Here is a 23,269-nt window from a genome sequence, read left to right on the forward strand (position 1 = left end):
CTTCAATTCTCAATTCTCAAACCTTTTATTTACCGCCCGTGATTGTTCGCAAAATAAGGTCTACGCTATCAGAGGCTTTAAAGCTCTCCATGTTTCGCTGCATGCTGTCTTTATCCGCTTTAAGCTGTTTTAAAGAATTTAGAAGCGTTTCTTTTGTTAAATCTTCTTCATAAAGCACATGGCAAAACCCTTGTTTCTCAAAGGATTGTGCATTCAAGATCTGGTCCCCTCGGCTCGCAGCTCTTGTTAGTGGAATTAACAACATTGGAATTTTTAGTGTCAGCCATTCAAAAATACTGTTAGAACCAGCACGTGAAATCACAAAGTCAGTTGCAGCCACGACATCAGGCAATTCTTTTTGAATGTACTCAAACTGGCGGTAACCTTCTGTATTGTTCAGGTTCTCATCTAAGTTTCCTTTTCCGCATATATGAACAATCTGATAAGATCGAAGCAGTTCAGGAAGAGACTCTCTTACAGCTTCATTGATCTTACGGGCGCCTAAGCTTCCACCCATGATCGTTAACACTGGCAAGTGGCTTCTAAACCCTAGAAAAGTGAGTCCTTTCTCACTCGATCCTTGCAATAGCTCATCACGGATAGGAGAACCTGTTACGATGGCTTGCCCTGCAGCAAAATGCTTTTTCGCCTCATCAAATGTTACAAAAATTTTAGAAGCAAATTTTGAAGAGATCTTGTTTGCAAGTCCTGGGGTAATATCAGATTCATGAATATATACAGGAATCTTGCGCAGCCAGGCTGCGATAACTACAGGCACTGCTACAAATCCACCTTTTGAAAATACAGCATCGGGTTTGATCTTTCCAAGTTTCAAATAAGCCTGGGCTACACCTGCCGCTACTTTAAACGGATCTTTAATATTTTTTAAGTCAAAATAGCGTCTTAATTTACCGCTGGAAATGCCGTAATAAGGTACATTCGTTCCTTCTTCTATCAAGCTTTTCTCTATTCCATCAACAGAACCGATATAGTGAAGGTCCCATCCCATTTTTTCTAATTTAGGTATTAATGCCAAATGCGGGGTTACATGGCCTGCTGAACCACCGCCGGTTAAAACTAGTTTCTTCAAACTGCATTCCTCACTTCTTTGTTTATCCGTTCGCTGCACGGATTTAATCTTATCGCCATTTTAATATATGTTGCTGAAAAAGGAAAATGGCAGCTGTATGATTCTTTACTGTTAAACAGCTGTTTCATATCTTTCGAAACAACATATAAAAAAGCGGCCTATAAGACCGCTTTTCTTAAACTGTACTTTTCTCTTTTTTCCGAGCTGGCGGAACATGAATCGCTTTTCCGCTCACACTTTCAACAGCCTCAAGCCACGCTTCATTTAACGCTGGATGTGCATAGACCGGATAAGCAAGATCTTCTTCACGAGCGACCATCTCTAGTGCATAAGTGCCTGATTGAATCATTTCAACAGCACCTGCACCCATCATATGAATGCCAAGAATCACATCCGTCTTTGCGTCGATTATCATCTTCGCAAGTCCTTCTTTTTGACCTAGTATAGAAGCAAACCCGTTTCCGCTCATTGAAAACTGACCGGTTTTTACTTCATATCCTTCATTCTTCGCTTGTTCTTCCGTCAAACCGACTGTCGCGATCGGCGGATTTGTATGCACCACGTAAGGTACTAGGCTTAAGTTAAATGCCGAAGATAAGCCTGACATATGTTCAGCAGCTGTTTTCCCTTGTTTGATCGCTTTTGAAGCGAGCTTCATGCCGATCGTACAATCACCTGCAGCATAGATATTGGATACACTCGTCTGGCTATGCTCATTTACGACGATAAACCCGTTCTCATCACGTTCCACATTGATGACTTCAAGCCCAAGTCCATCAACATTCGGTGAATAACCTGCTGCATAGAGCACATGAGAAGCTTCTATAGAAACCTTTTCTTCAGCATCCTTTGACAGCGTCACCGCAACAGTGTCAGCTGTTTCCTCTGCACTTTCCCACTGATGTTTCCTGAACACTTTAACCTTATTTTTCTTTAAAACTCGCAGCAGTTCTTTTTCGATCCCGCTGTCTAAGCCGAATCCATCTCCGGGAGTGATCAATGTTACTTCACTTCCAAGCTGTTTATAAGCCATTGCGGCTTCCAATGCAAAATAATCTTCACCGTAAACTACAAGGCTCTCAGGCAGCCCATTTAGCTCCCATAAAGTATGAGGCGTCATGATCCGGTTTGATAGTTTCACACCACCCGGAAGCAACGGACTGCTCCCCGTTGCGATCAGTGCATGTTCAAATTCATACATCTCAAAATGGTGTCCCGAATCGATGCCGACTCTCTCGCCTGACATGAAGGAAGCTGTCCCTGTTAAGTGCTCGATCTTATTGGCTTTAATCAGTGCTTCAACGCCTTTTTGCAAACCTGTTACAACAGAAGAATAGTAGTTTGTAAATGTTTCATATTCGAATGTTGCCTCAGGTACCGAGATGCCCATTTGTTTATAATACGACAGTCCGGAAAAATTAGCCGCTGTTTGCGTTAAGCTCTTTGAAGGGATGCATCCTTTATGAAGACAAACTCCGCCAAGCTTTTCTTTTTCGATCAGTGTTACTTCGAGTCCCAGCTGAGCTGCACGAATCGCAGCATGATAGCCGCCAGGTCCTCCTCCGATAATAACCAGCTGTCGTTTTGTTGCAAAATCACCTACAACCATTTATATCAGCTCCAGTGTCATGAAGTAAGGGTTCTCGATGAGTTCTTTTACACGGTTCGTGAACATAACAGCTGTCGCACCATCCGCTACACGGTGGTCAAACGACATAGATACATTCATCATCGAACGAATCACGATTTCATTCCCAACGACAACAGGTGTTTTCTTCGTTTTATGGAATGCCATCAGTGCAACCTCCGGATGGTTGATAATCGGCGTTGCTGCGATCGATCCAAGAGGTCCAACATTAGAGATCGTAAATGTCCCGCCAGTCATATCTGAACCTTTCAGCTTGTTCGTTTTCGCTCTTGTGATCTTATCTTTCATATCTACTGCGATGTCACGTACATTGCGCTGCTCCACATGTGAGATAACAGGTACGATCAAGCCTTCATCAGAATCTGTTGCGATTCCAATATTCACGTTCTTCTCAAGACGGATTACTTCTTTCTCTTCATCAAGCTTCGCATTGAAAATAGGGAAGTCCTTCAGAGCAATCTGAATCGCTTTTACGAAAAATGCCGCAACAGAAACGTTCATTCCACGCTTATTCTCCGGGTCCATCGCTTTTAGCTGCTTCTTCAAGTCCATTACAGCTGTTACATCGATTTCTTCAAAGTGCGTAACATGCGGAATTGTTGCAAGAGATTGAACCATCTTTTTCGCGATCTGTTTTCTGCGCCCTTTAAACGGAATCTCCTCTGCATCTTTTGAAGTATAGGAAGGAGCTTCTGTCTTCCTGTCCTCTGCGATATGGTTTTTAGCTTCCTCTTTAGCTGGAGTAGCAGAACCATTCTCGATAAAGTTATAAACGTCCTGATCCGTAACGCGTCCGCCAGGTCCTGTACCCTCAATCAGTTCAATATCAACTCCGTTTTCACGGGCGATTTTTCTTGTGAAAGGCGCAGCAAGAACACGCTTGTTTAGTGTAGCGACTCCACCTGCAAATACAGTATTTTTAGGAGCAGCTACGATTTTATCTACGACTGGCTGTTCCTGTTCAGCCACACGCTCTTCTGCTTTTTTATCAGACGGAGCTGCTGCAGACGCTTCGATCGTTAAAATGACAGAACCAACTGTCACAACATCTCCTTCTTTTACCTTGATATCTTTAATCGTACCGGCTGCAGGTGAAGGAAGTTCAGCCGTCACTTTGTCTGTTTGCACTTCCACGAGCGGCTGGTCGATCTTAACCGTATCCCCCGCTTTTACGAAAAAGTGGATGACTTCACCTTCATGCATGCCTTCTCCGATATCATGCAGTTTCACTTCTACCATTTGTTCCACCTCCTAAAATTGAGTGACTTTCTCGATTGCCTGAACAACACGATCTGCACTCGGCAGGTAGTGGTCTTCAAGAGCGAACATCGGTACTGGTGTATCAAAACCAGTCACACGCTCAACTGGTGCTTTCATGTATAAGAATGAAGTATCGTTGATCAGCGACATGATCGTCTCACCAAGTCCGCCGGTTCCCGGTGCTTCGTGTACGATAACAGCGCGTCCAGTCTTCTGAACACTCTCTGCAATCATGTCTTTATCAAGCGGATAAAGCGTGCGCAGGTCGATCACATCACACTTAATGCCTTTTTCCTCTGCCGCTTTCGCTGCTTTTGTCACAACATCGATCATCGCACCGTATGCAAAGATCGAAACATCGCTTCCCTCTTGCAGACGAGCCGCTTTTCCTAGAGGAACATTGTACTTTCCTTCAGGCACATCCATCTTCGTGCTTCGATAGCAGCGCATAGGCTCAAGGAATAGCACCGGATCTGGATCTTCAATCGCAGAGATCAGCATTCCCTTTGCATCGTAAGGATTAGACGGAACAACTACCTTCATTCCAGGCATTCCCGTAAAAAGTGCTTCAACAGAATCAGAGTGTATTTCAGGTGCACGCACTCCTGCTCCAAACGGTGCACGGATAACCATAGGTACTGTAAAATGGCCTAGTGTTCTTGCACGAATTCTAGAAGCATGTGTCATGATCTGATTAAACGCCGGATAGATGAACCCTAAGAACTGCATCTCAGCGATTGGTTTAAACCCGTTCATCGCAAGACCAATCGACGTACCAATGATTCCAGACTCTGCAAGCGGAGTGTCGATTACTCTTTTCTCGCCGAACTCTGCAACCAGTCCGTCAGTTGCCCGGAAAACGCCGCCGTTCTGCCCAACGTCTTCACCTAACACGATTACATTTTCATGCTCTTTCATCATGACACGCATGCCGTCTGTCACGGCTTGAACCATCGTTAACTTTTTCGTATCAACTGCCGTTGTCATTAGCGATCACCTCTTGAATGTGTATATGCTTCTTTTTGGCTTTCGATCGGCCAAGGATTCTCCGCAAATACATGGTCAAATACATCGTTATAATGTGGTGCCGGAGCCTCTTCCATCTCTTTTACTGCAGCTTCGATTTCAGCTGTTAAAGACTCTTGGAGCTCTTCTGCCCACTTCTCATCCCACATGTTTTCATTTTTCATAAAACGCTCAAGACGAAGAATCGGATCTGTCTTTTCACGTCTTGTCGCTGACTCGTTCTGGTCTCTATACTTCGACGGATCGTCAGCTGTCGTATGCGCTCCATAACGCCAAGTAACAGACTCGATCAATGTCGGACCTTCGCCTTTTCTTGCGCGTTCAACCGCCGTACGTGTGTGAAAGTAGACCGCGAACACATCGTTGCCATCTAAACGAACGCCTTCCATCTCATAAGCGACTGCTTTTTGAGCGATCGTCTTACTCTTCATCTGTTTTTCAATCGGAACGGAAATCGCAAAGCCGTTGTTTTGGTTAAAGAAAACAACAGGAGCATTGAATACGCTCGCAAAATTCAGCCCTTCATGAAAATCTCCTTCTGATGTTGCACCGTCTCCAAAATAAACGATGGAAGCACGATCTGTCCCTTTAAGTTTTTCAGCCCAAGCAGCACCTGTCGCATGTAAGAGCTGTGATGCGATCGGTACAGCCGGCGGGAATATATTTTTCCCTTCAGGAGGGATACAGCCTTCTTGACGGCCTTTCCAATAAAGGAAAAGTGTTTTTAAAGAGTGGCCAAATGTCATTGTCGCCGCATGATCGCGATAAGTTGGGAACATCCAGTCGCCTTCTCCCATCGCCAATGCACTTCCGATCTGTGAAGCCTCCTGTCCTTCGAAAGGTACATACGTCCCGATTCGCCCTTGACGCTGCAAGTTAACACCTTTACGGTCAAACAGACGGGAACGAAGCATTTTTGTATAAAGTTCTTTTGTAAGATCTTCCGTTATTTCACTTTTGTATGTTTCGTCGTTCCATTCCCCGTTTTCATTAATGATCTGCAATTTCGGAAATAGCTTTTCCATGAATGAATCCCTCCTTAGTTTCGAACCTGCCATTTAGGTCTTCTGTTATGAGCAAAGAAGCTGTTGCGTTTAGAACGAGCTGCTAATTTTTCTTCACAAAAACGATTAGCCGCTTCCATCGTCGAAATGCTGTTCTTCGTACTTTCGCTGTAAATCTGGATCAAGCTGTCATAGATCGCTCTTGTTTTTGTCAGTACACGCGCTTTGTTTGGTCCATAAAGTTCATCTGCGACCTGGATCAGTCCGCCTGCATTTACGATATAGTCAGGTCCGTACAGAATTCCTTTTTGCTGTAGGTACAAGCCATGCTTATCTTCTAAAAGCTGGTTGTTCGCACTTCCGACGATCGCTTTAACTTTAAGCTGTTCAATCGTCTCGTCATGGATGATTCCGCCGAGTGCGCAAGGAATGAAAATATCTGCGTCTACTCCGTAAATGTCACTGCCTTCAACTACTTCTACATTCCCTGGAAGCATTTCAGCTCTGTCTTGAATCTGTTTCAGTGCTTTTTCGTTGATGTCGGTTACGTAAATTTGTGCACCAGCTGCCAATAGCTGCTCTGCAACTTTAAACCCAACTTTCCCTAAGCCTTGGATGGAGTAGGATTTTCCAGACAGTTCATCTGTACCTTCTAATGTCTGAATAGTAGCCTGCAGACCATAGATAACGCCTTGTGCAGTAGGTACTGAAGAATCACCGCTTCCGCCGTATTCTTCTGGAACTCCAACGATGCAGTTTGTTTCTTTTAAAGCATGAACAAAATCGTCTGGCGTCGTTCCCATGTCAGTTCCCGTATAAAAACGTCCGTTTAATGAATCAACGAACTGGCCGAATGCACGGAAAAGCTCTGGTGATTTATCGGATGTAGGATCACCGATAATAACGGACTTCCCGCCGCCAAAGTCAACATCTGCCCCTGCACATTTGTACGTCATACCCTTTGAAAGGCGCAGTACATCTTCAAGTGCCTCATCAACAGATGCATAAGGTCTCATTCTGCATCCGCCTAGAGCTGGTCCAAGGGTTGTATTATGTATTGCGATAATCGCCTTAAGACCTGTAGATGGATCATTACAAAATACGACTTGTTCGTGCTGTGATATTTTTTCAAACATGCTGAATCCCCCTAGTGTGTCTCTATTTCACTTTGATTCTTTTTTGCTTTGCTGCTTTAAAGTGAAAGCGCTTTCATTATAAGCTAAAAAAATATTAAACTTTCATTTCTCCAATTTTTTGTGAGATCGTTGCTCTCGGCAGGATATATTGAGTGACTTCACCTTCACCTGCAAGTGTTTTTCCATTATGGACGGTAACATCGCAAATAACTGCTTTTCCTTTTAATTCGCGTAAAGTCGCTGTGATTGTCAGTTCAGCGCCTTCTGGTGTAGGAGCCATATGTTTTGCAGCTACTCCTCCGCCCATTCCTTCTTCATGATCTTCAAGATATGGCAATATGATCTGTCTCGCTGCCCACTCCATATGGTAGACCATGCTGACAGTTGAATATGCCGGATGAACCAGCTTCCCTTCAAATTGAGCAAACATATCGGGTGTCACTGTAGCTGTAATGGTGGCTTTTTGACCAACCTCCATACCTGGTTTCATGTATACACCTCATATCTTTCATCTAATTTATATAACGTTTTCTTAACGTTATCATATCATTTTGTGTGATAAGCGGTCAATGAATCGCCCGAATTGTTCCATTTGTAAGAAATGTGAAAAATATGCAAAAATAAAAGCGGAGGTGTTTTTCAATGAAAGAATGTTTATTTTGCAATCCCATGAGTTTCCCAGAACAGAAAATAGTCTTTGAGAATGAAAGCTGTTATTTTATCCAAAGTCCGAAAGCACAGGATATTCTGGAAGGTGCCGGCTTGATTATTCCAAAGGCCCACGTTGAAACCGTGTTTGATTTAAGCGAAAAAGAGTGGATGGATACATACGAATTGATGCATAAAGCGAAGAAACTACTGGATGAAACGTACGGACCTGAGGGATACAGCACTGGCTGGAACGTTAAGCCCGTTGGCGGTCAGAGCATACCTCACGCCCACTTTCATATCATTCCACGTTTTGCTGATGAACCGTTTGCCGGTAAAGGTATCCGAGCGTGGATTAAATCAGAAGCGAACCGCCGGCCCGGACGACGGAAGGTTGAGGCTGAAGTTAAGTAGTTAGATTTACATATTTTGTTAAATTATGTGATAGCACTCGATTTTCATGTGATAACGGCTATTTTTTATGTGATTAACATATTCAAGCGACATTAGCAGCTTAAATTAATGCCCATATCCGTAAAAATACTAAGAACCCTGCCAGTTTTTCAATGACAGGGTTCTTTCTGCTATAAACCTTATTTGTTTTCGCTAGCCTGCTTCAAAATCTCTCTTACGCGTGCATGATCTTTTGGTGAATCATCCATGTGCTTCCACAAGATTTCACCTTCACGATCAAACAGCCAAGAGCTCCCTTGCACGTTTACGTCCTGATTCTTGACTGCACTAAAGAAAAGATCTCTTTTCTTCTCTTCTTTCGGAATAATGTCGCTTATTTTGGCTTTTCCGCTCAAAATTCCTGCACCTACATACGCCAGGCTCTTTAAAGTCGTGAAGCGGTGATTTCCCATCTCTCTATATACATTCAGCTTGGGATCTCCGTAAATATTAAAAGGAAATGGACCATGAATCTCTAAAAACTTTTCAATCTGTTCACGATCGGCTGGTGAGACAATAACTACCTTGACCGAACGTGCCTCAAACTCCTCGTATGACTTGCGCAACTGCGCAAGAAAATGCTGACAGAACGGTCAGCCAAGGTGTCTGACTAAAGCCACGAATGTCTTATCTTCACCAAATAAGTCGCGAAGAACTACTGAATCAGAACCCTCAGTTGAAACCAATTTTTGATTCAAGTCCATGGTAAATGCCTCCTTTTATACGTTTGGGTATTCCTGAGAAAGTGGATGAAGCATGATCTCATCAACCACCATATGCTTTGGTGCACTTGCCATATAGGCAACAGCTTCAGCGATGTCTGTTACTTTCAGCCAGTCTTCTTTAAAATCAAGGCCAGGTTCACTGTCTGCAAAATACGTATCAATCGCACCTGGATTTACAGTTCCTACACGCACGCCGAATTCGCGAAGCTCTTGGGCAAGCGAGCCAGAGAATCCTTGTACAGCATATTTTGTAGCGGTATATACGGAACCGTTCGCAATTGTTCTTCTTCCAACATCAGAAGAGATCGTGATGATCGTTCCTTCTTTGCGCTCTTTCATATGTGGAACAACCGCTGTACTACATAAGAATACACCCTGTACGTTTACTTCAAACATTTTTTGAAAGTCTGCTAAAGAATGCTCCTCAGCCAATTTAAACTGGCCAACACCTGCATTGTTTACTAGAATATCTACTTGTCCGAAATGATCAAACGTTTGTTTAAAAAGGTCAGCAACATCTGATTCTTTGGATACGTCAGCCTTTACAGCTAGCACGTCATAACCATTATTTTTTAGCTCTTCAGCTGTTTTAAAAATACCTTCTGATGAACCAACAACTGTTAGTTTTGCACCAAGTGTTCCTAATTTTTCAGCAATCGCCTTACCGCAGCCGCGAGTAGCACCTGTAATAACAGCAACTTTATTTTGTAGCATATTAAAAATCATCCTTTCACTTTCGTACTCTGCTCTATTATAAGCATAAAAAGACGCAGAACCAAATATGGTCTGCGTCAATGAGATCAGCCTGTGATCATTTTAAATACGCCAAGCGTGTTAAGGAATACGATGAAAATAATCACTGGCACAATGTAGCGGACTAGCATGAGCCATAATGCGAATCCTTTAACCGTAACCGTTGATCCTGATTTAAACTCTTGCAGCAACAGATCCTTTGGATATCGATACCCGACGAAAAGTGCAATAAACAGCGCACCAAGCGGAAGCAGGATATTACTAACCAAGTAATCTAATAGATCAAAGATCGTCTTTCCGAACAGCGTGACATCAGATAGTACACCCATAGAAAGTGCTGAAGGAATACCTGCTGCAAAAATAAGCAATCCGATAATCCAAGACCATTTTGCACGGTTCGTTAACGTTCCTTTTGTGATTGATGCAACAATGATTTCAAGCATGGAGAACGCTGAAGTTAATGTCGCGAACAAGAATAGAGCTAAGAAAATGATAAAGAAAAATTGTCCAAATACAATCTGGTCAAATACTGCCGGAAGCACGACGAACAATAATCCCGGTCCTTCTGCAGGCTCAAGTCCTAGTGAGAATACTCCTGGGAAGATCGCCAATCCAGCAAGTAATGAAATTAATACGTTAAGCAGTACAATTGTTGTAGCAGATTTCGTTAAGCTCTCGTTCTTTCCTAAATAAGAGCTGTACGTTACCATAACTGAAATACCGACACTTAAAGAGAAGAATGACTGGCCAAGCGCGAAAAGAATATCGTCTCCGCCGATCTCTGAAAAGTCAGGAAACAAGAAGAATTTTACACCTTCCATCGCATTGTCCAATGTCAATGAACGAACGATTAAGACAACAAACAGAACGAAAAGAGCTGGCATCATAATCTGGTTTGCTTTTTCGATACCGTTTTTGATTCCGCGGCTTACAACAAAGATTGTAATGACCATAAAGATAAACTGTGAAATCAATACTGGCCAAGGGCTTGATATCGACTCTCCGAACATTGCCCCAAAATCATTTTTGAAAAAATCTCCTGAAAAACTCTTGCCTAGATAAAGTACGATCCATCCGCCGATTACACTATAAAAGGATAATAGAATAAATGCAGTTGCTACACCCATGCGTCCAAGCCATGGCCATGCAGATCCTGGCGCTAGAGTACGATATGCAGAGACAGCTTCTTTCTGCGCTCCGCGGCCGATTACGAATTCAGCCATTAAGAGCGGAAAACCTACTAAAAAAGTAAACAATAAAAAGATAAGGAAAAATGCTCCTCCACCGCTTGTCCCAACGACATAAGGGAATTTCCAGATCGCTCCGAGTCCGATTGCGGATCCTGCTGCGGCTAAAATAAAGGCTAACTTCGATGTCCATTGATCTTGCTGATTCATAATTTAAACTTCCCCCTCTGTTACAAATACAACTAGCCTATATTAAACGTTTGTTTAACAAACTAACTGTTTCCTTCGCTTCTTTCATCATGGTTTCAAGCAGTTCTTTAACGGTTGGAATGTCTGTAATCGTACCCGCAACCTGCCCGCTGTTAATAAAACCATTCTCGAGATCACCCTTAACTGCCCCTAAAATATGGCGATCTTCCGTTGTATGTTCAAGAAACTCTTCTGGTGTAACGCCATTTTTTTCAAGCTGAATCAATTTCTGAGCATAAGGTGTATCGTAAATTCTCCGGATCTTCCCGACCGAACGGCCGACGATCATCGTTTTCGTATCATCAGCCTCTAGGAGAGATGACTTATAGACCTCATGAAACGGAGCTTCTTTTGTCGCAATAAAGCGTGTTCCCATCTGTACGCCTTGTGCGCCAAGTGCAAAAGCTGCAGCTAACCCGCTTCCATCAGCAACTCCTCCAGCTGCAATAACAGGAATAGAAACACTTCTGCTCACTTGCGGAAGTAAGACCATCGTTGTCGTCTCATACGGTGAGTTCAACCCTGCTGCTTCATAACCTTCTGCAACCAGTAGATCTGACCCTGCTGCTTCGGCTTTTTTGGCGTGATAGACTGATGCGACCACCGTAATCACTTTAATTCCGTGTTCCTTTAATTTCGGTATGTAAGGAGCGGGATTGCCTGCTGAAAGAGAAACGACTTCAACGTTGTGTTTAACAAGAAGCTTAAGAATGCCTTTAACGTCTGATGCTACAGTTAAAGGTACATTAACAGCAAATGGGCGGTCTGTCATCCCTTTTGTTGCAACAATCAGCTTTTCAACCTCATCTGCCGGCATCGTTCCGGCACCGATCGTCCCTAATCCTCCGGCGTTCGAGATGGCTGAAGCAAGCTCTGCGTTACTAACGTTTCCCATCCCGCCTTGAATAATCGGGTACTTTATGTTTAACTTTTCGCAAACCGGATTCAAATTTTCCACCTCCCTTTTGTTCCTTTGTTATACTGAACCTATCAACCTATTATTCAGGGAGGCTCATATGAAATACTCATTTAACGGAAAAACGCCAGAAGTTCATGAAAGCGCTTTTATCGCTCCAGGTGCTCACGTCATTGGTGACGTAACAATCGGTGAAGGGGCGAGCATCTGGTTTAACAGCGTCCTTCGCGGTGATGAAGGCCCTATCTCAATCGGTAAAAAAACAAACGTTCAAGATAATTGTACACTTCATCTTTACGAAGGGTATCCGCTTGTTCTTGAAGATGAAGTTTCAATCGGGCATAACGTCATTCTCCATGGCTGTACGATAAAAAAAGGTGCGCTCGTCGGCATGGGTTCAACAATTCTAGACGGTGTCGAAATCGGTGAACAAGCCTTTATCGGTGCAAACACATTAATTCCTCCGGGCAAAAAAATTCCGCCAAGGGTCATGGTTATGGGTTCACCGGGTAAAGTCATCCGAGAACTGAACGATGAAGACTTAAAGCTGATCCAGCTTACGATCGACACGTACTACGAAAAAGGAAAGCAGTTCGCAGCTGAACTTAAAAAGTAATTCACTGGCAAGCACTTTCGCTCATTGAGGCGAAGGTGCTTGTTGTTTTTCTAAGAGACACCTAAAAGCATCGTTGAAGATTGATTGGAGCGCAAGGTACGAGACTCCTGGGGGATCAACGGGACAGGTGAGACTCCTAACGGCGCAAAGCGCAGAGGAGGCTCACCGCACGCCCCCCGGAAAGCGAGTGCCTGGAGCGGAAATCAATTACTTTCACACTCCAAGAAGTTACTAGTAAAGCTTTCCTTTAAGACCGATTCTCCTGAATCAACGGATGATTCAGCGCATCAAATTCTGAGTTCTTCTTTAGGGCATTCCCATCTGAATAGATACTTTCAAAGAAACGGCTTGCTGGTCCGGCGAGTGCTCGGTAGTAATCACTGAACAAAGAGGCTGCGTGATCGCCGAGCCATTCAGCTGGCAGCAGCTCCTGAGGCAAGCCCGGATCGATAAAAAGGAACTTGCGGTATTCGTGGACGAGTTTCGTTCTTTCCACAAAGCATTCCCCGTCAGTCATTTCGCCTTTTTCGATCTTGTTCTTATCGATTACATATTTTTGAGAGTACGTCACGATAAATTCATTGTATTTCGTGTTGATATCATTGAGATCCCAGCACTCAGATACGAGCTTTTCGTTTTCATTAGGACCGTTATAAACAGCTGTAAATGAATGAACATAGTCTTCGATCTGATATTTGTCGATCATCAATTGAACCTGTTCAGTAGACTGGTGAGGCGAAATCCAAAAGCTGTTTGCGAGCAAGCCGAAGCCGCTCCATACAAGTTCTTTACGAAGTTCATCCCTGATGCTTCTTTTTTCTTCAGGAATGGTGTAGGTGAACATCAGCCATTCCCCGTTCCACGGTTCCTGCTGGACTCTGAAGATCCTCTTCGCAGCCTCATCCATCCGTTTTTTTCCGCGATCGGTTAAGTAATAATAGCTTTTGTTTCCTTGCTTTCTCGCAGCGATCCATCCCTGTTTGTTCATTCTTGAGATCGCAGCTCGAACAGCTTGCTCATTATGACCGAACTCTTCTAAAAGACGGATCAGGCTGCCGATCCATATTTCACTTCCATAATGCCGTATATAATCCCCGTAAAGGGTAAAGATCATGGAACGTGTGTTTAAACTATTTTGCATTGTATATAACCTCATTTGTACCTGTAATTGTCTGTACAATCCTACCAGAACAATATGAGCGAAAACAAGTTACTCTCCTTTAAATACAGGTGGTCTTTTTTCTCCAAAAGCAACAAGAGCTTCCATTCTGTCTTTTGTCGGAATCGTCACTTCATATGCCTTCGCTTCAATTGCAAGCCCCGTCTGAAGGTCAACTTCTGTTCCGTGTTTGATCGCATATTTTGCCTGCTGAACCGCTACTGGGCCATTCTTCATGATCAGCCCGGCATAGTTTTCACAAACTGCCATCAGTTCTTCTCTGGATGTTACTTGGTTTAAGATGCCATATGAGAATGCTTCTTCAGCCATCATCTTTTTCGCAGTTAAAATTAGCTCCATCGCTTTGGCCTGACCGATCAGTCTTGGCAAACGCTGCGTTCCGCCTGCTCCAGGAATGATCGCCCAACTAAGCTCAGTCAGCCCCATAGATGCTTCTCTAACAGAAACGCGAAGGTCACAAGCAAGAGCTAACTCGAATCCACCGCCAAACGCGTGCCCGTTGATCGCACAGATCGTAGGCTGAGGCAAAGCTTCTACAGCTGAAAACACATCACGGATCTTACGCACGTTGCGTCGAACTTCAGATTCTGTCAGCGTACGGCGCTCTTTTAAATCAGCACCTGCACTGAATGCTTTTTCCCCTGCTCCTGTAAAAATCACAACACGCACGGCATTGTTGTGATGGATATCTTCGACCGTTTCTTCCAGCTCTTTTAAAGTTGCATAGTTAAAACAGTTCAAGACCTCAGGACGGTTCAATGTTACATAGGCAACATGGTCTTTTACTTCATATAAAATGGCACTCATCGGATCATCCTCCTACTCATTAATAGCTTCAACAACAGACGCGATTCCTTGGCCTACACCAATACACATTGTTGCAAGACCATATCGGGAACCTTGCTTTTTCATTTCATGGATCAGCGTTGTAAGTATCCTTGCACCGCTTGCTCCAAGCGGATGACCGAATGCGATCGCACCGCCGTTCACGTTTACTTTTTCTGAATCAAGTCCGAGTTCATTCATGCATGCAAGCGATTGGGATGCAAACGCCTCATTCAATTCGATCAAGTCCAGATCAGTCACAGACAGGCCTGCACGTTTTAGTGCTTTGCGAGATGCTTCAATCGGTCCAACACCCATGATCGCAGGCTCTAATCCTGCTACACCTGATGAAACGTATCTTGCTAAAGGCTTAAGCCCCAGTTCTTCTGCTTTTTCACGGCTCATTAATAAAAGTGCAGAAGCACCATCGTTTACTCCTGAAGCATTACCTGCAGTAACCGATCCGTCTTTAAACAAAGGTTTAAGTGTCCCGAGTTTCTCAAGTGACGTCTCTGGACGAGGATGCTCATCTTTTGTCACCCACGTTTCATTTCCTTTGCGATCAACTAATCTTACAGGTACGATCTCTTCTTTAAATCGGTCTTGTTCCATCGCTTTTTTAGCTTTTTGCTGAGAACTGAACGCGAATTGGTCTTGTGCTTCTCTAGAGATGTCATATTTCTTCGCTACATTCTCAGCTGTTTCAGGCATAGAATCTGTTCCGAATTTTTCATGCATAAGCGGATTAACAAAACGCCAGCCGATCGTCGTATCGAACATCTTCATATCGCCGCGCGGATATTCCACCTCTGGCTTCCCCATAACAAGAGGAGCCCGTGTCATACTCTCTGTTCCTCCAGCAATGAACACATCACCTTCACCTGACATGATGGCACGTGCAGCATAGATCACCGCATCCATCCCAGAACCGCAAAGGCGATTGATCGTTGTTCCGCCAACCTCAACCGGCAGTCCTGCCAAAAGCGCAGACATCCGGGCTACGTTTCGATTGTCTTCCCCAGCTCCGTTTGCATTCCCAAAAATAACTTCTTCAATGTCTGATGGAGGCAATGCCGAGTTTCTTTCTAAAAGAGCTGAGATAACGACTGCACCAAGATCGTCTGGTCTCACCGACTTTAGTGCACCTTTATAGCGGCCGATCGGTGTCCGGACAGCATCAACAATAACAACCTCTTTCATTACTTCTTCACCCCGCTGCCTTCCGTTGTGTAATCGTAAACCCCTTTGCCAGATTTACGTCCAAGTCTTCCTGCTTTTACATACTTAACAAGAAGAGGAGCCGGGCGGTATTTTTCACCTAATGTTTTATGAAGGTAGTTTAAGTTATTTAATCGGGTGTCGAGTCCTACCAAGTCACCAAGTTCGAAAGGTCCCATCGGAAAGTTCAGTCCTAGCTTGATCGCTTTATCGATATCTTCAGGCGTACCCACACCTTCTTGAAGCATGTAGAACGCTTCGTTACCGATCATGGCAGAGATACGGCTTGTTACGAAACCAGGAAACTCGTTTACCGTAACTGTCTCTTTGCCCATTTTCACAGCAGCTTCTTTAGCAAGCTCAACCGTTTCGTCATCCGTTTCATGGCCGCGCACGATTTCTACAAGCGGCATTCTATGAACGGGGTTGAAAAAATGCATCGCAATTACTTTTTGTGGTCGCTTAGTAAAAGAACCGATTTCTGTAGGGCTCATTGTCGATGTATTTGTAGCAAGCACACAATGTTCTGGTGCTGAGTGGTCTAATTCTTCAAAAACAGCACGCTTAATCTCTATATTTTCTGGAACAGCTTCAATGACTATATCTGCACCGCTGGCAGCTGCTGTCAAATGTACAGTATAAGAAAGTCTTTCTTGAGCTGCGCTTGCATCCTCTTGTGACAGCTTACCTCGAGATACCGCTTTTGAAAAAATAGAATCGATTTCTTTTTTAGCATTTTCCAGCTGACCTTCTTTAACATCAACGAGCTGAACATCAAATCCTCCAACCGCACAAACGTAGGCAATACCTCTCCCCATTACACCAGATCCGATGACTACTGCATTTTGCAACATGGTCTCTCCTGCCTTTCTTTTAAATAAATGTTTAACTTTTGTGTGTAAAAAGCGAGCACGAATGCCCGCTTTTTGTTTTAGCTGTTTCCATAATCGTTGTTGTCTTTGGAAGTAGTTGATCTCCGTTTCAGGATGCTCGCTTTCCGCGGGGCGTGCGGTGAGCCTCCTGCCGCTTTGCGCCCTTAGGAGTCTCCACCTGACCGCTCGTCCCGCAGGAGTCTCGCACCTTACACTCCAATCAACCTGTCCAAGGAAGCAATTATAACTCTCGCCAGAAGCAACAATCGGTCATGAAGCCTTGTTTTTAGATTTTATAGATTAAAAGGATTCAACGGTCGTGATCCTGTATAGGAAACGACACTCTTTGTTTCTGTATAAAGATCCAGCGTTTCGATACAAAGCTCACGTCCGAATCCGGATTGCTTGTAGCCGCCGAACGGCGTACCCGGGAATGCTGAGAACGGTGAGTTGATCATGATTGTTCCAGCTTGGATCATGCCCGCAACACGTGTTGCTTTCGCATGGTCTTTCGTCCAGATCGCTGCTGCTAAACCGAAGTCCGTGTTGTTCGCTAATTTCACAGCTTCTTTTTCGTCCTTAAACGTCGATACAACGACAACCGGTCCGAAAATTTCTTCCTTAACCACTTTCATATCTTCGTTTACATCCGTAATGATCGTCGGCAAGTACCAGTGGCCGTTTTCGAAGCCATCTACTTTGGCGCGTCCGCCGCCTAGTGCGATCGTCGCTCCTTCTTCTTCAGCAGATTTTACATAGCCGTCGATTACTTCAAGCTGGCGCTCCGAGATGATCGCACCAACATGTGTTCCTTGATCAAGCGGATTGCCTAGAACAAGTTTCTTCGCTTTTTCAATGAACTTTTCCATGAACGCGTCATATACACTCTCTTCGATGTAAAGGCGCGAACGTGCTTCACATGATTGGCCTGTGTTATAGAAAATACCAAACAATGAACCATCTACAGCAGCATCGATATCTGTATCGGCAAACACTAAGTTAGGAGATTTCCCCCCAAGCTCAAGTGTTACACGCTTTAATGTCTGAGATGCTTTCGCCATAATGTCTTTACCTGTACCTGTTTCACCAGTGAACGCGACTTTATCAACACCTTCATGCTCAGCAAGGTACGAACCAACAGTAGCTCCATCACCTGTGATGATATTTACTACACCTTCAGGAACACCTGCTTCGTGGCAGATCTCTGTCATAACGATCGCTGTTAATGGCGTTAAGCTTGCAGGCTTTAAGATCACTGAACAGCCTGTTGCGATAGCTGGTGCAATCTTCCAAGCTGCCATCATCATCGGATAGTTCCATGGAATGATCTGTGCACAAACTCCAAGAGGTTCTTTTAGCGTGTAGTTCATGAACGGTCCTGGCATCGGGTTTACTGCACCGCGGTGACTTACGATCGCCCCTGCATAGAATTCGAAGTCTTCGATCGCCTGCATCACTTGTCCTTGTGCAGCGCTTAATGATTTTCCGCTGTTCAGGATTTCAAGCTCAACAAGTTCGTTATAACGCGAACGCATGATGCTCGCGATCTTATTCATCGTACGAGAGCGCTTGTTGACAGGAGAGCGCTTCCATTTTCCTGTTTCAAATGCAGTTCGTGCGGCTTCAACTGCACGATCCACATCAGCTTTAGTCGCTTTTGCCACTTTTGCTAGAGGTTCACCAGTAGCAGGGTTGTATGTAACAAAATACTCCCCTTCAGACCCGCCCGTACTTTGGCCACCAATAACCATATCGTATTGATCACGCTTCACTGCTTTAATTTCTGTTTTTGCTGTACTCATTCTCTCCACTCCCTTATCTAAGATGTCTATTTACCTGTGAATGCCGGTTTTCTCTTATCTAAAAATGCTGCAAGACCTTCTTGATGATCTTCAGACTCTCCAGCAATCTTCTGAGCCTGAGCTTCATACTCTAGAACTTCATTCAGATCGCTTTCCCAGCTTTTATTCATATAGCGTTTGATGAGTCCGATTGCTTTTGTAGGCATATTTGATAGTTTTTCAGCAAACGTTTCAACTTCAAGCATGAACTCTTCTTCACTTACCGTTTTTGTTACAAGACCAAATTCTTTTGCTTGTTGTGCTGTGATTTTTTCACCTAACACTGCCAGCTCCATCGCTTTCGCGTGTCCGACAAGTCTTGGCAAGAAATAAAGGTTACCTGAGTCTGGAACTAAGCCAACGTGAATGAAAGCTTCTATAAAACTCGCTTTCTCGCTAGCGATGCGGAAGTCACATGCCAATGCCAGGCTCATACCAGCGCCCGCTGCCACACCGTTAACCGCTGCGATCACCGGTTTTTCCATCGATACAAGGGCCTGCACCATAGGATTGTACCCTTTGCGCAGCACTTCACCGTAATCTGTATCTGTCGAGCCAGATAGGTCCTGACCCGAACAGAAAGCACGGCCGGCACCTGTGATTACAACCGCTCTTACACCACTGTCTTTGTTCGCCTCTTTAATCGCTGCGACCATTTCCCTATGCATGAGCGATGTAAAAGCATTAAGTTTGTCCGGACGGTTCAATGTGATCCAAGCTGTCTTTCCTCTTGTTTCGTAGCTAATCGTTTCAAACATGGTTATCCCCCTACTTCCCTTTAAACTCTGCAGGACGTTTTTCGACGAATGCTTTCATGCCTTCTTTTTGGTCCTGTGATGAGAATAATAGGTAAAAGTTTTTTCGTTCAAACTGCATGCCTTCGTATGTCGAATAGTCGATAGATTTATAGACGGTCTCTTTTATCAAGCGAACTGATAATGGCGCTCTGGATGCTACGAGTCTTGCATACTTTTTCGCTTCATCAAGAACTAGTTCTGGTGCGATAACACGGTTGATGACCCCATATTGTAAAGCCTCGCCTGCTGTCATAGGATCACCCAGCCACAGCCATTCCAATGCTTTTTTCTGTCCCATCAGCTTCGTAAGTTTCACTGTCCCGCCAGCACCAGGCATTACGCCAAGCTTGATTTCCGGGAATCCAAACTGCGCGTTTTCAGCTGCAAAAAGGATATCTGCACATAGAGCGAGCTCGAAGCCTCCGCCGAAACAATAGCCGTTCACAGCACCTATGATGGGCTTCTTTATCGTTGCTAAACGATCCCACTCTTTGAACTGATTTAATAGTTCAAGAGAAACGCTGTCGTCGTTTTTCATTTCATCAATATCGGCACCAGCAGCAAATGCACGCTGGCTGCCTGTTAAAACAATTGCTTTCACCTCATCATTACGGTCAAAACTCTCACATGCATCCAAAAGCTCCGTAACCATCGGCCGGTTGATCGCGTTTAAAACGCGCGGCCTGTTTAATTGAATTAAGGCAATCCCATCATCAACTGAGGTTAAGATTGTTTCGTAATTACTCATTGATTTCCTCACCGATCATGAGCGTTACAAGTTCTGCTGCAAAGCTCATCAAGTCTTTACCAGAAGCTTTACCTTCGTCAGATTTCATCGCTGCTTTTAGTGCATCATGATCGTCGTAGTACATTTCACAAAGAATATGGTACTCGCTTTTCCCCATTGGAGAACCAACAATCTTCGTTACTTCCATTTTGCGAAGTCCAGGAATCTTTTTTGTAATCTCTGTATGATGTCCAAAATAGTGCTCGTCGAATTGTTCGATGTTTTCCGGTGTTTTGTAAAGTGCGATTAATTTTACCATGTGTGTTTCCTCCCTATTTTTAACCTCATATTTTTTTGTGACTATCCCATATCAGCAACTGGTTTCATTGCTTCAAACGGGTTCTTGCAAGACTTGCAATACAGGATGCTTCGGCATGCTGTCGGACCAAAGATGTTTTCCATCGTTACGTATGTTGACCCGCAGTACGGACAGTCGATCTCCCAAGGCTCACCCATTACATGGTTTGCTGGAGGAGGAGAGATGCCAAACTCTTTTAATCTCTCGCGCCCCTCTGGTGTGATCCGGTCTGTCGTCCATGAGGGTGTAAATACAAAGTTCACTTCTGCCGAATCAATTCCTGCCACTGTTTCCAATGCTTTTTTGATATCTCTTTCGATGATGTGCAAAGCAGGACACCCGGAAAAGGTAGGAAGCACGGAAACTTTCACTTTTCCGTCTGTCACCTCAACTTCGTGTATCATACCAAGGTCTAATATGCTGACGGAGGCGATTTCAGGATCTTTTACATCCCCAAGCGCGTCCATAACGGTATCGGTCATGTTGTTTTTCAATTCGGACACGTGGTTCATCTCCTTTCTTAATCGTCTTACCAGCCAGTCGCAGGGTTTGTAGCATACACTTCTGAAAGTGTTGATAATGCTTGTTTTAAATCATCTGTGTGAACACCGTTTCTCCCGTTGCCTCTTTCCATTCGAGGCTCACCAGGATAAGCTGCTCCCACTTCTTTTAACACGGCTTCAAACTTGTTCGTCCAGCGTTTTTTCATGACGGCTTCATCATCAATGAAGTTCGCTTTAACGATATCAGCGTATGAAGGACCAAGCGTTAGAACTCCACCGAAATCTCTCCAAACTTTTTCTACAGCTGCGTTCATGCGACCGATTGCTTCGTCCGTACTCGTCATCAGCTGCTTAAACCAAACTTCCCAATGCATGAGGTGATAGTATTGTTCTGTCATGATTTTACGTGCTGCCTCAGCTAATGGTTCATAGGAAGAATGGCGAAGCGAATCTAAACGAATCTGTTTATGCACCGCATAAAAATAGTTGCGGACTACTGCAAATGCCCAGTCATACTCAGGCTCTTTTAAATACGTTCCCGGTCCGTTCACTTCTTCTAGAATGATGGCGTTGCGGAATTGATCAGGTGTACGAAGGTGAGCGATTCTATCTGCTTCCCCTTCACCAAGATCTTCTAACAGACGATAGTAGAGGTTTGCGTGCCCCATCATATCCTGAGAGATGGAAGAGAATGCAACGTCTTCTTCAATATGCGGCGCAAGTCCGAGCCATTCAGATCCACGGAACGAAAGAATAAAATCATCGTCTCCCATCTGATAGAGGAGCTCGATCAATGCGGCTTTCTCTTGTGGCTTCAATGTTTCTTGTGTCATTAATTGTCTCCCCTTCCGCCAAGGATGTGCTGTTCTGTAAACTGCTCCTGGTTGTAGTCACGCCATTTTTTCTTTAAATATCCGTATCCTTTTGTTTCTCTATACTCCTTATCAAGCCTTTTGAGCATCTCTCTCTCATCCTGGTTCAGACCGCGGATGTTCTCTCTTTTTACAACCCAGATGTCAGCGACCGGCTCTCTTCTGAAAAAGTTCTCTTTTGCCATGATGAGTGCCATGTCAGCGTTAGGAGCGAGCAGGCTGAAACTGTGCTGAAACGGTGATTTATCTGTCTTTTTGCTGAACACTTCATACACGTTGTAAAATTCATTTTTCGGTTCGTTCACGTTGGTTCTCTCTCCCTTCCGCTGTTAGATCGCTTTTTTAGCAGCTAATGCCTCGCGTACCCACTCGTTATTTTTATATGAGCGGCGGCGAAGGTCTAAGCGATTTTGAGATTGTGGTCCGTTCCCGGAAACGATCTGCTTAAACTTGCTCCAATCGGCATCCTTATAGATCCACATCTGCGTTTCTTCATCAAAACGAATCGTATCATCCGGTATCGTAAGCCCAAGCGACCAAATTCGCGGAATATATTTTGTAAAGAATTCCTGTCTTAAATCTTCATTCGTTTTTGTACGGATTTTGTACATAATGTTCTTATCCGCATTCGAGTTACCCGTCTCTTTAGCCGACTTCGGGCCGAAGAACATGATGAGTGATTCCCACCAGCGGTTTAGGGCGTCCTGCAGCATCTGGCGCTGTTCAGGCGAACCTTCTGCCATCGCTAGAATAATGCTCTCTCCATGCTGTGCGTGGAACACTTCTTCTGCACAAATACGCTTTAATGCCCGCGCATACGGACCATACGAAGAATCAAGCATCATACTTTGAGAGATGATCGCTGCTCCATCTACGAGCCAAGCGATGATTCCAGCATCACCCCAAGTTGGAGCATCCATATGGAAAACATTATGGAACTTCAGTTTCCCTGAGAAAAGGTCTTCCATGATATCGTGGCGCGTCTTTCCAAGCGGAGCCATCAAGTCTTCTGCTACACGCAGCAGCAATTGGCCGTGACCCATTTCGTCCTGCACCTTAGCCATGATTGCAAGCTTACGGTGCAACGAAGGTGCTTTAGGTACCCACTCTTTCTCTGGAAGCGCTCCCATAATTTCCGAAATGCCATGCATGGAAATCAAACGAATCAGCTGCAGACGATAATCTTCCGGCATCCAGTCATCGGGTTCAATCTTTTCGCCAGCATTGATTCGATCTAAAAAATGCTGCATTTTTTCTTCTTCACTTAGTTGATTAAAGCTCACACCAACTGTCATGCTATTCCCTCCTGTTGTATTACGTTTTATTACCGTAATTATAAAATAACGTCATATTTTTAAACAATGG

Annotated in this window: 24 protein-coding genes and 1 pseudogene; 2 read left to right on the forward strand and 23 right to left on the reverse strand. The window is 44.2% G+C overall.

The window, feature by feature from the left end; all coding sequences use genetic code 11:
* Positions 1 to 25: 25 nt before the first annotated feature.
* The 7 genes from EV282_RS15665 to EV282_RS15695 form a co-directional block, all read right to left on the reverse strand.
* Complete coding sequence (locus EV282_RS15665; RefSeq protein WP_130296692.1) at positions 26 to 1,090, reverse strand: undecaprenyldiphospho-muramoylpentapeptide beta-N-acetylglucosaminyltransferase; 1,065 nt, start codon at positions 1,088 to 1,090, stop codon at positions 26 to 28.
* Positions 1,091 to 1,265: 175 nt separating this feature from the next.
* Positions 1,266 to 2,699: a dihydrolipoyl dehydrogenase gene (gene lpdA, locus EV282_RS15670; RefSeq protein ID WP_130296693.1), complete on the reverse strand. Its 1,434-nt coding sequence runs from the start codon at positions 2,697 to 2,699 to the stop codon at positions 1,266 to 1,268.
* A complete protein-coding gene (locus EV282_RS15675; protein ID WP_130296694.1) occupies positions 2,700 to 3,977 on the reverse strand; it encodes a dihydrolipoamide acetyltransferase family protein in 1,278 nt (425 codons plus the stop codon).
* A 12-nt stretch (positions 3,978 to 3,989) separates the two neighbouring features.
* Positions 3,990 to 4,985 carry an alpha-ketoacid dehydrogenase subunit beta gene (locus EV282_RS15680; protein WP_130296695.1) on the reverse strand — a complete coding sequence of 332 codons (996 nt, stop codon included), beginning with the start codon at positions 4,983 to 4,985 and terminating at the stop codon, positions 3,990 to 3,992.
* A complete protein-coding gene (gene pdhA, locus EV282_RS15685; RefSeq protein ID WP_130296696.1) occupies positions 4,985 to 6,049 on the reverse strand; it encodes a pyruvate dehydrogenase (acetyl-transferring) E1 component subunit alpha in 1,065 nt (354 codons plus the stop codon). Before pdhA ends, EV282_RS15680 begins: the two co-directional genes overlap by 1 nt.
* A 14-nt stretch (positions 6,050 to 6,063) precedes the next feature.
* Entirely contained in the window at positions 6,064 to 7,164 is a 1,101-nt protein-coding gene (locus EV282_RS15690; RefSeq protein ID WP_130296697.1) for a Leu/Phe/Val dehydrogenase, read from the reverse strand.
* A gap of 94 nt (positions 7,165 to 7,258) precedes the next feature.
* Positions 7,259 to 7,654, reverse strand: coding sequence for a thioesterase family protein (locus EV282_RS15695; protein WP_130296698.1), 396 nt, complete (start codon positions 7,652 to 7,654; stop codon positions 7,259 to 7,261).
* A gap of 152 nt (positions 7,655 to 7,806) precedes the next feature.
* Between EV282_RS15695 and EV282_RS15700 the strand changes: the two genes are divergently transcribed.
* On the forward strand, positions 7,807 to 8,226 hold the full coding sequence (locus tag EV282_RS15700) for an HIT family protein (RefSeq protein ID WP_130296699.1): 420 nt from the start codon (positions 7,807 to 7,809) through the stop codon (positions 8,224 to 8,226).
* A gap of 179 nt (positions 8,227 to 8,405) precedes the next feature.
* On the opposite strand, the pseudogene EV282_RS15705 reads toward EV282_RS15700, so the two are convergent.
* The 4 genes and pseudogenes from EV282_RS15705 to EV282_RS15720 form a co-directional block, all read right to left on the reverse strand.
* Positions 8,406 to 8,846, reverse strand: a pseudogene (locus EV282_RS15705) (AhpC/TSA family protein); the annotation flags it as partial.
* 138 nt (positions 8,847 to 8,984) lie between these two features.
* Positions 8,985 to 9,704, reverse strand: coding sequence for an SDR family oxidoreductase (locus EV282_RS15710; protein WP_130296701.1), 720 nt, complete (start codon positions 9,702 to 9,704; stop codon positions 8,985 to 8,987).
* Positions 9,705 to 9,790: 86 nt separating this feature from the next.
* Positions 9,791 to 11,140: a sodium-dependent transporter gene (locus EV282_RS15715; protein ID WP_130296702.1), complete on the reverse strand. Its 1,350-nt coding sequence runs from the start codon at positions 11,138 to 11,140 to the stop codon at positions 9,791 to 9,793.
* 37 nt (positions 11,141 to 11,177) lie between these two features.
* A complete protein-coding gene (locus tag EV282_RS15720; protein ID WP_130296703.1) occupies positions 11,178 to 12,128 on the reverse strand; it encodes an NAD(P)H-dependent flavin oxidoreductase in 951 nt (316 codons plus the stop codon).
* Between the two features lie 67 nt (positions 12,129 to 12,195).
* Here EV282_RS15720 and EV282_RS15725 point away from each other — a divergent pair, with 67 nt between their 5' ends.
* Positions 12,196 to 12,711 (forward strand): gamma carbonic anhydrase family protein, encoded by a 516-nt coding sequence (locus tag EV282_RS15725; protein WP_066286691.1) that lies wholly within the window; start codon positions 12,196 to 12,198, stop codon positions 12,709 to 12,711.
* Between the two features lie 247 nt (positions 12,712 to 12,958).
* On the opposite strand, the gene paaX is transcribed toward EV282_RS15725, so the two are convergent.
* From paaX to paaA, 12 genes are all read right to left on the reverse strand, one after another.
* Positions 12,959 to 13,852 carry a phenylacetic acid degradation operon negative regulatory protein PaaX gene (gene paaX / locus EV282_RS15730; protein ID WP_130296704.1) on the reverse strand — a complete coding sequence of 298 codons (894 nt, stop codon included), beginning with the start codon at positions 13,850 to 13,852 and terminating at the stop codon, positions 12,959 to 12,961.
* A gap of 69 nt (positions 13,853 to 13,921) precedes the next feature.
* Entirely contained in the window at positions 13,922 to 14,698 is a 777-nt protein-coding gene (locus tag EV282_RS15735) for an enoyl-CoA hydratase-related protein (RefSeq protein ID WP_130296705.1), read from the reverse strand.
* Positions 14,699 to 14,710: 12 nt separating this feature from the next.
* Complete coding sequence (locus tag EV282_RS15740) at positions 14,711 to 15,916, reverse strand: thiolase family protein (RefSeq protein ID WP_130296706.1); 1,206 nt, start codon at positions 15,914 to 15,916, stop codon at positions 14,711 to 14,713.
* Positions 15,916 to 16,788 (reverse strand): 3-hydroxyacyl-CoA dehydrogenase, encoded by an 873-nt coding sequence (locus EV282_RS15745; RefSeq protein ID WP_130296707.1) that lies wholly within the window; start codon positions 16,786 to 16,788, stop codon positions 15,916 to 15,918. The genes EV282_RS15740 and EV282_RS15745 overlap by 1 nt, the downstream gene beginning before the upstream one ends.
* Positions 16,789 to 17,099: 311 nt before the next feature.
* Positions 17,100 to 18,608 (reverse strand): aldehyde dehydrogenase family protein, encoded by a 1,509-nt coding sequence (locus tag EV282_RS15750; RefSeq protein WP_130296708.1) that lies wholly within the window; start codon positions 18,606 to 18,608, stop codon positions 17,100 to 17,102.
* A 26-nt stretch (positions 18,609 to 18,634) separates the two neighbouring features.
* Positions 18,635 to 19,405: an enoyl-CoA hydratase-related protein gene (locus tag EV282_RS15755; protein ID WP_130296709.1), complete on the reverse strand. Its 771-nt coding sequence runs from the start codon at positions 19,403 to 19,405 to the stop codon at positions 18,635 to 18,637.
* Between the two features lie 10 nt (positions 19,406 to 19,415).
* Positions 19,416 to 20,192 (reverse strand): enoyl-CoA hydratase/isomerase family protein, encoded by a 777-nt coding sequence (locus tag EV282_RS15760; RefSeq protein ID WP_130296710.1) that lies wholly within the window; start codon positions 20,190 to 20,192, stop codon positions 19,416 to 19,418.
* Complete coding sequence (locus EV282_RS15765) at positions 20,185 to 20,490, reverse strand: EthD family reductase (protein WP_077363372.1); 306 nt, start codon at positions 20,488 to 20,490, stop codon at positions 20,185 to 20,187. Before EV282_RS15765 ends, EV282_RS15760 begins: the two co-directional genes overlap by 8 nt.
* Before the next feature lie 41 nt (positions 20,491 to 20,531).
* Complete coding sequence (paaD, locus tag EV282_RS15770) at positions 20,532 to 21,032, reverse strand: 1,2-phenylacetyl-CoA epoxidase subunit PaaD (RefSeq protein WP_413466131.1); 501 nt, start codon at positions 21,030 to 21,032, stop codon at positions 20,532 to 20,534.
* 26 nt (positions 21,033 to 21,058) lie between these two features.
* Positions 21,059 to 21,865 (reverse strand): 1,2-phenylacetyl-CoA epoxidase subunit PaaC, encoded by an 807-nt coding sequence (gene paaC / locus EV282_RS15775; RefSeq protein ID WP_130296711.1) that lies wholly within the window; start codon positions 21,863 to 21,865, stop codon positions 21,059 to 21,061.
* Complete coding sequence (gene paaB, locus EV282_RS15780; RefSeq protein ID WP_130296712.1) at positions 21,865 to 22,209, reverse strand: 1,2-phenylacetyl-CoA epoxidase subunit PaaB; 345 nt, start codon at positions 22,207 to 22,209, stop codon at positions 21,865 to 21,867. The genes paaC and paaB overlap by 1 nt, the downstream gene beginning before the upstream one ends.
* Positions 22,210 to 22,233: 24 nt before the next feature.
* Positions 22,234 to 23,199: a 1,2-phenylacetyl-CoA epoxidase subunit PaaA gene (gene paaA / locus EV282_RS15785; protein ID WP_130296713.1), complete on the reverse strand. Its 966-nt coding sequence runs from the start codon at positions 23,197 to 23,199 to the stop codon at positions 22,234 to 22,236.
* Positions 23,200 to 23,269 lie beyond the last annotated feature (70 nt).

The organism is Fictibacillus sp. BK138, assembly GCF_004216955.1.
Classification (GTDB): Bacteria; Bacillota; Bacilli; order Bacillales; family Fictibacillaceae; genus Fictibacillus.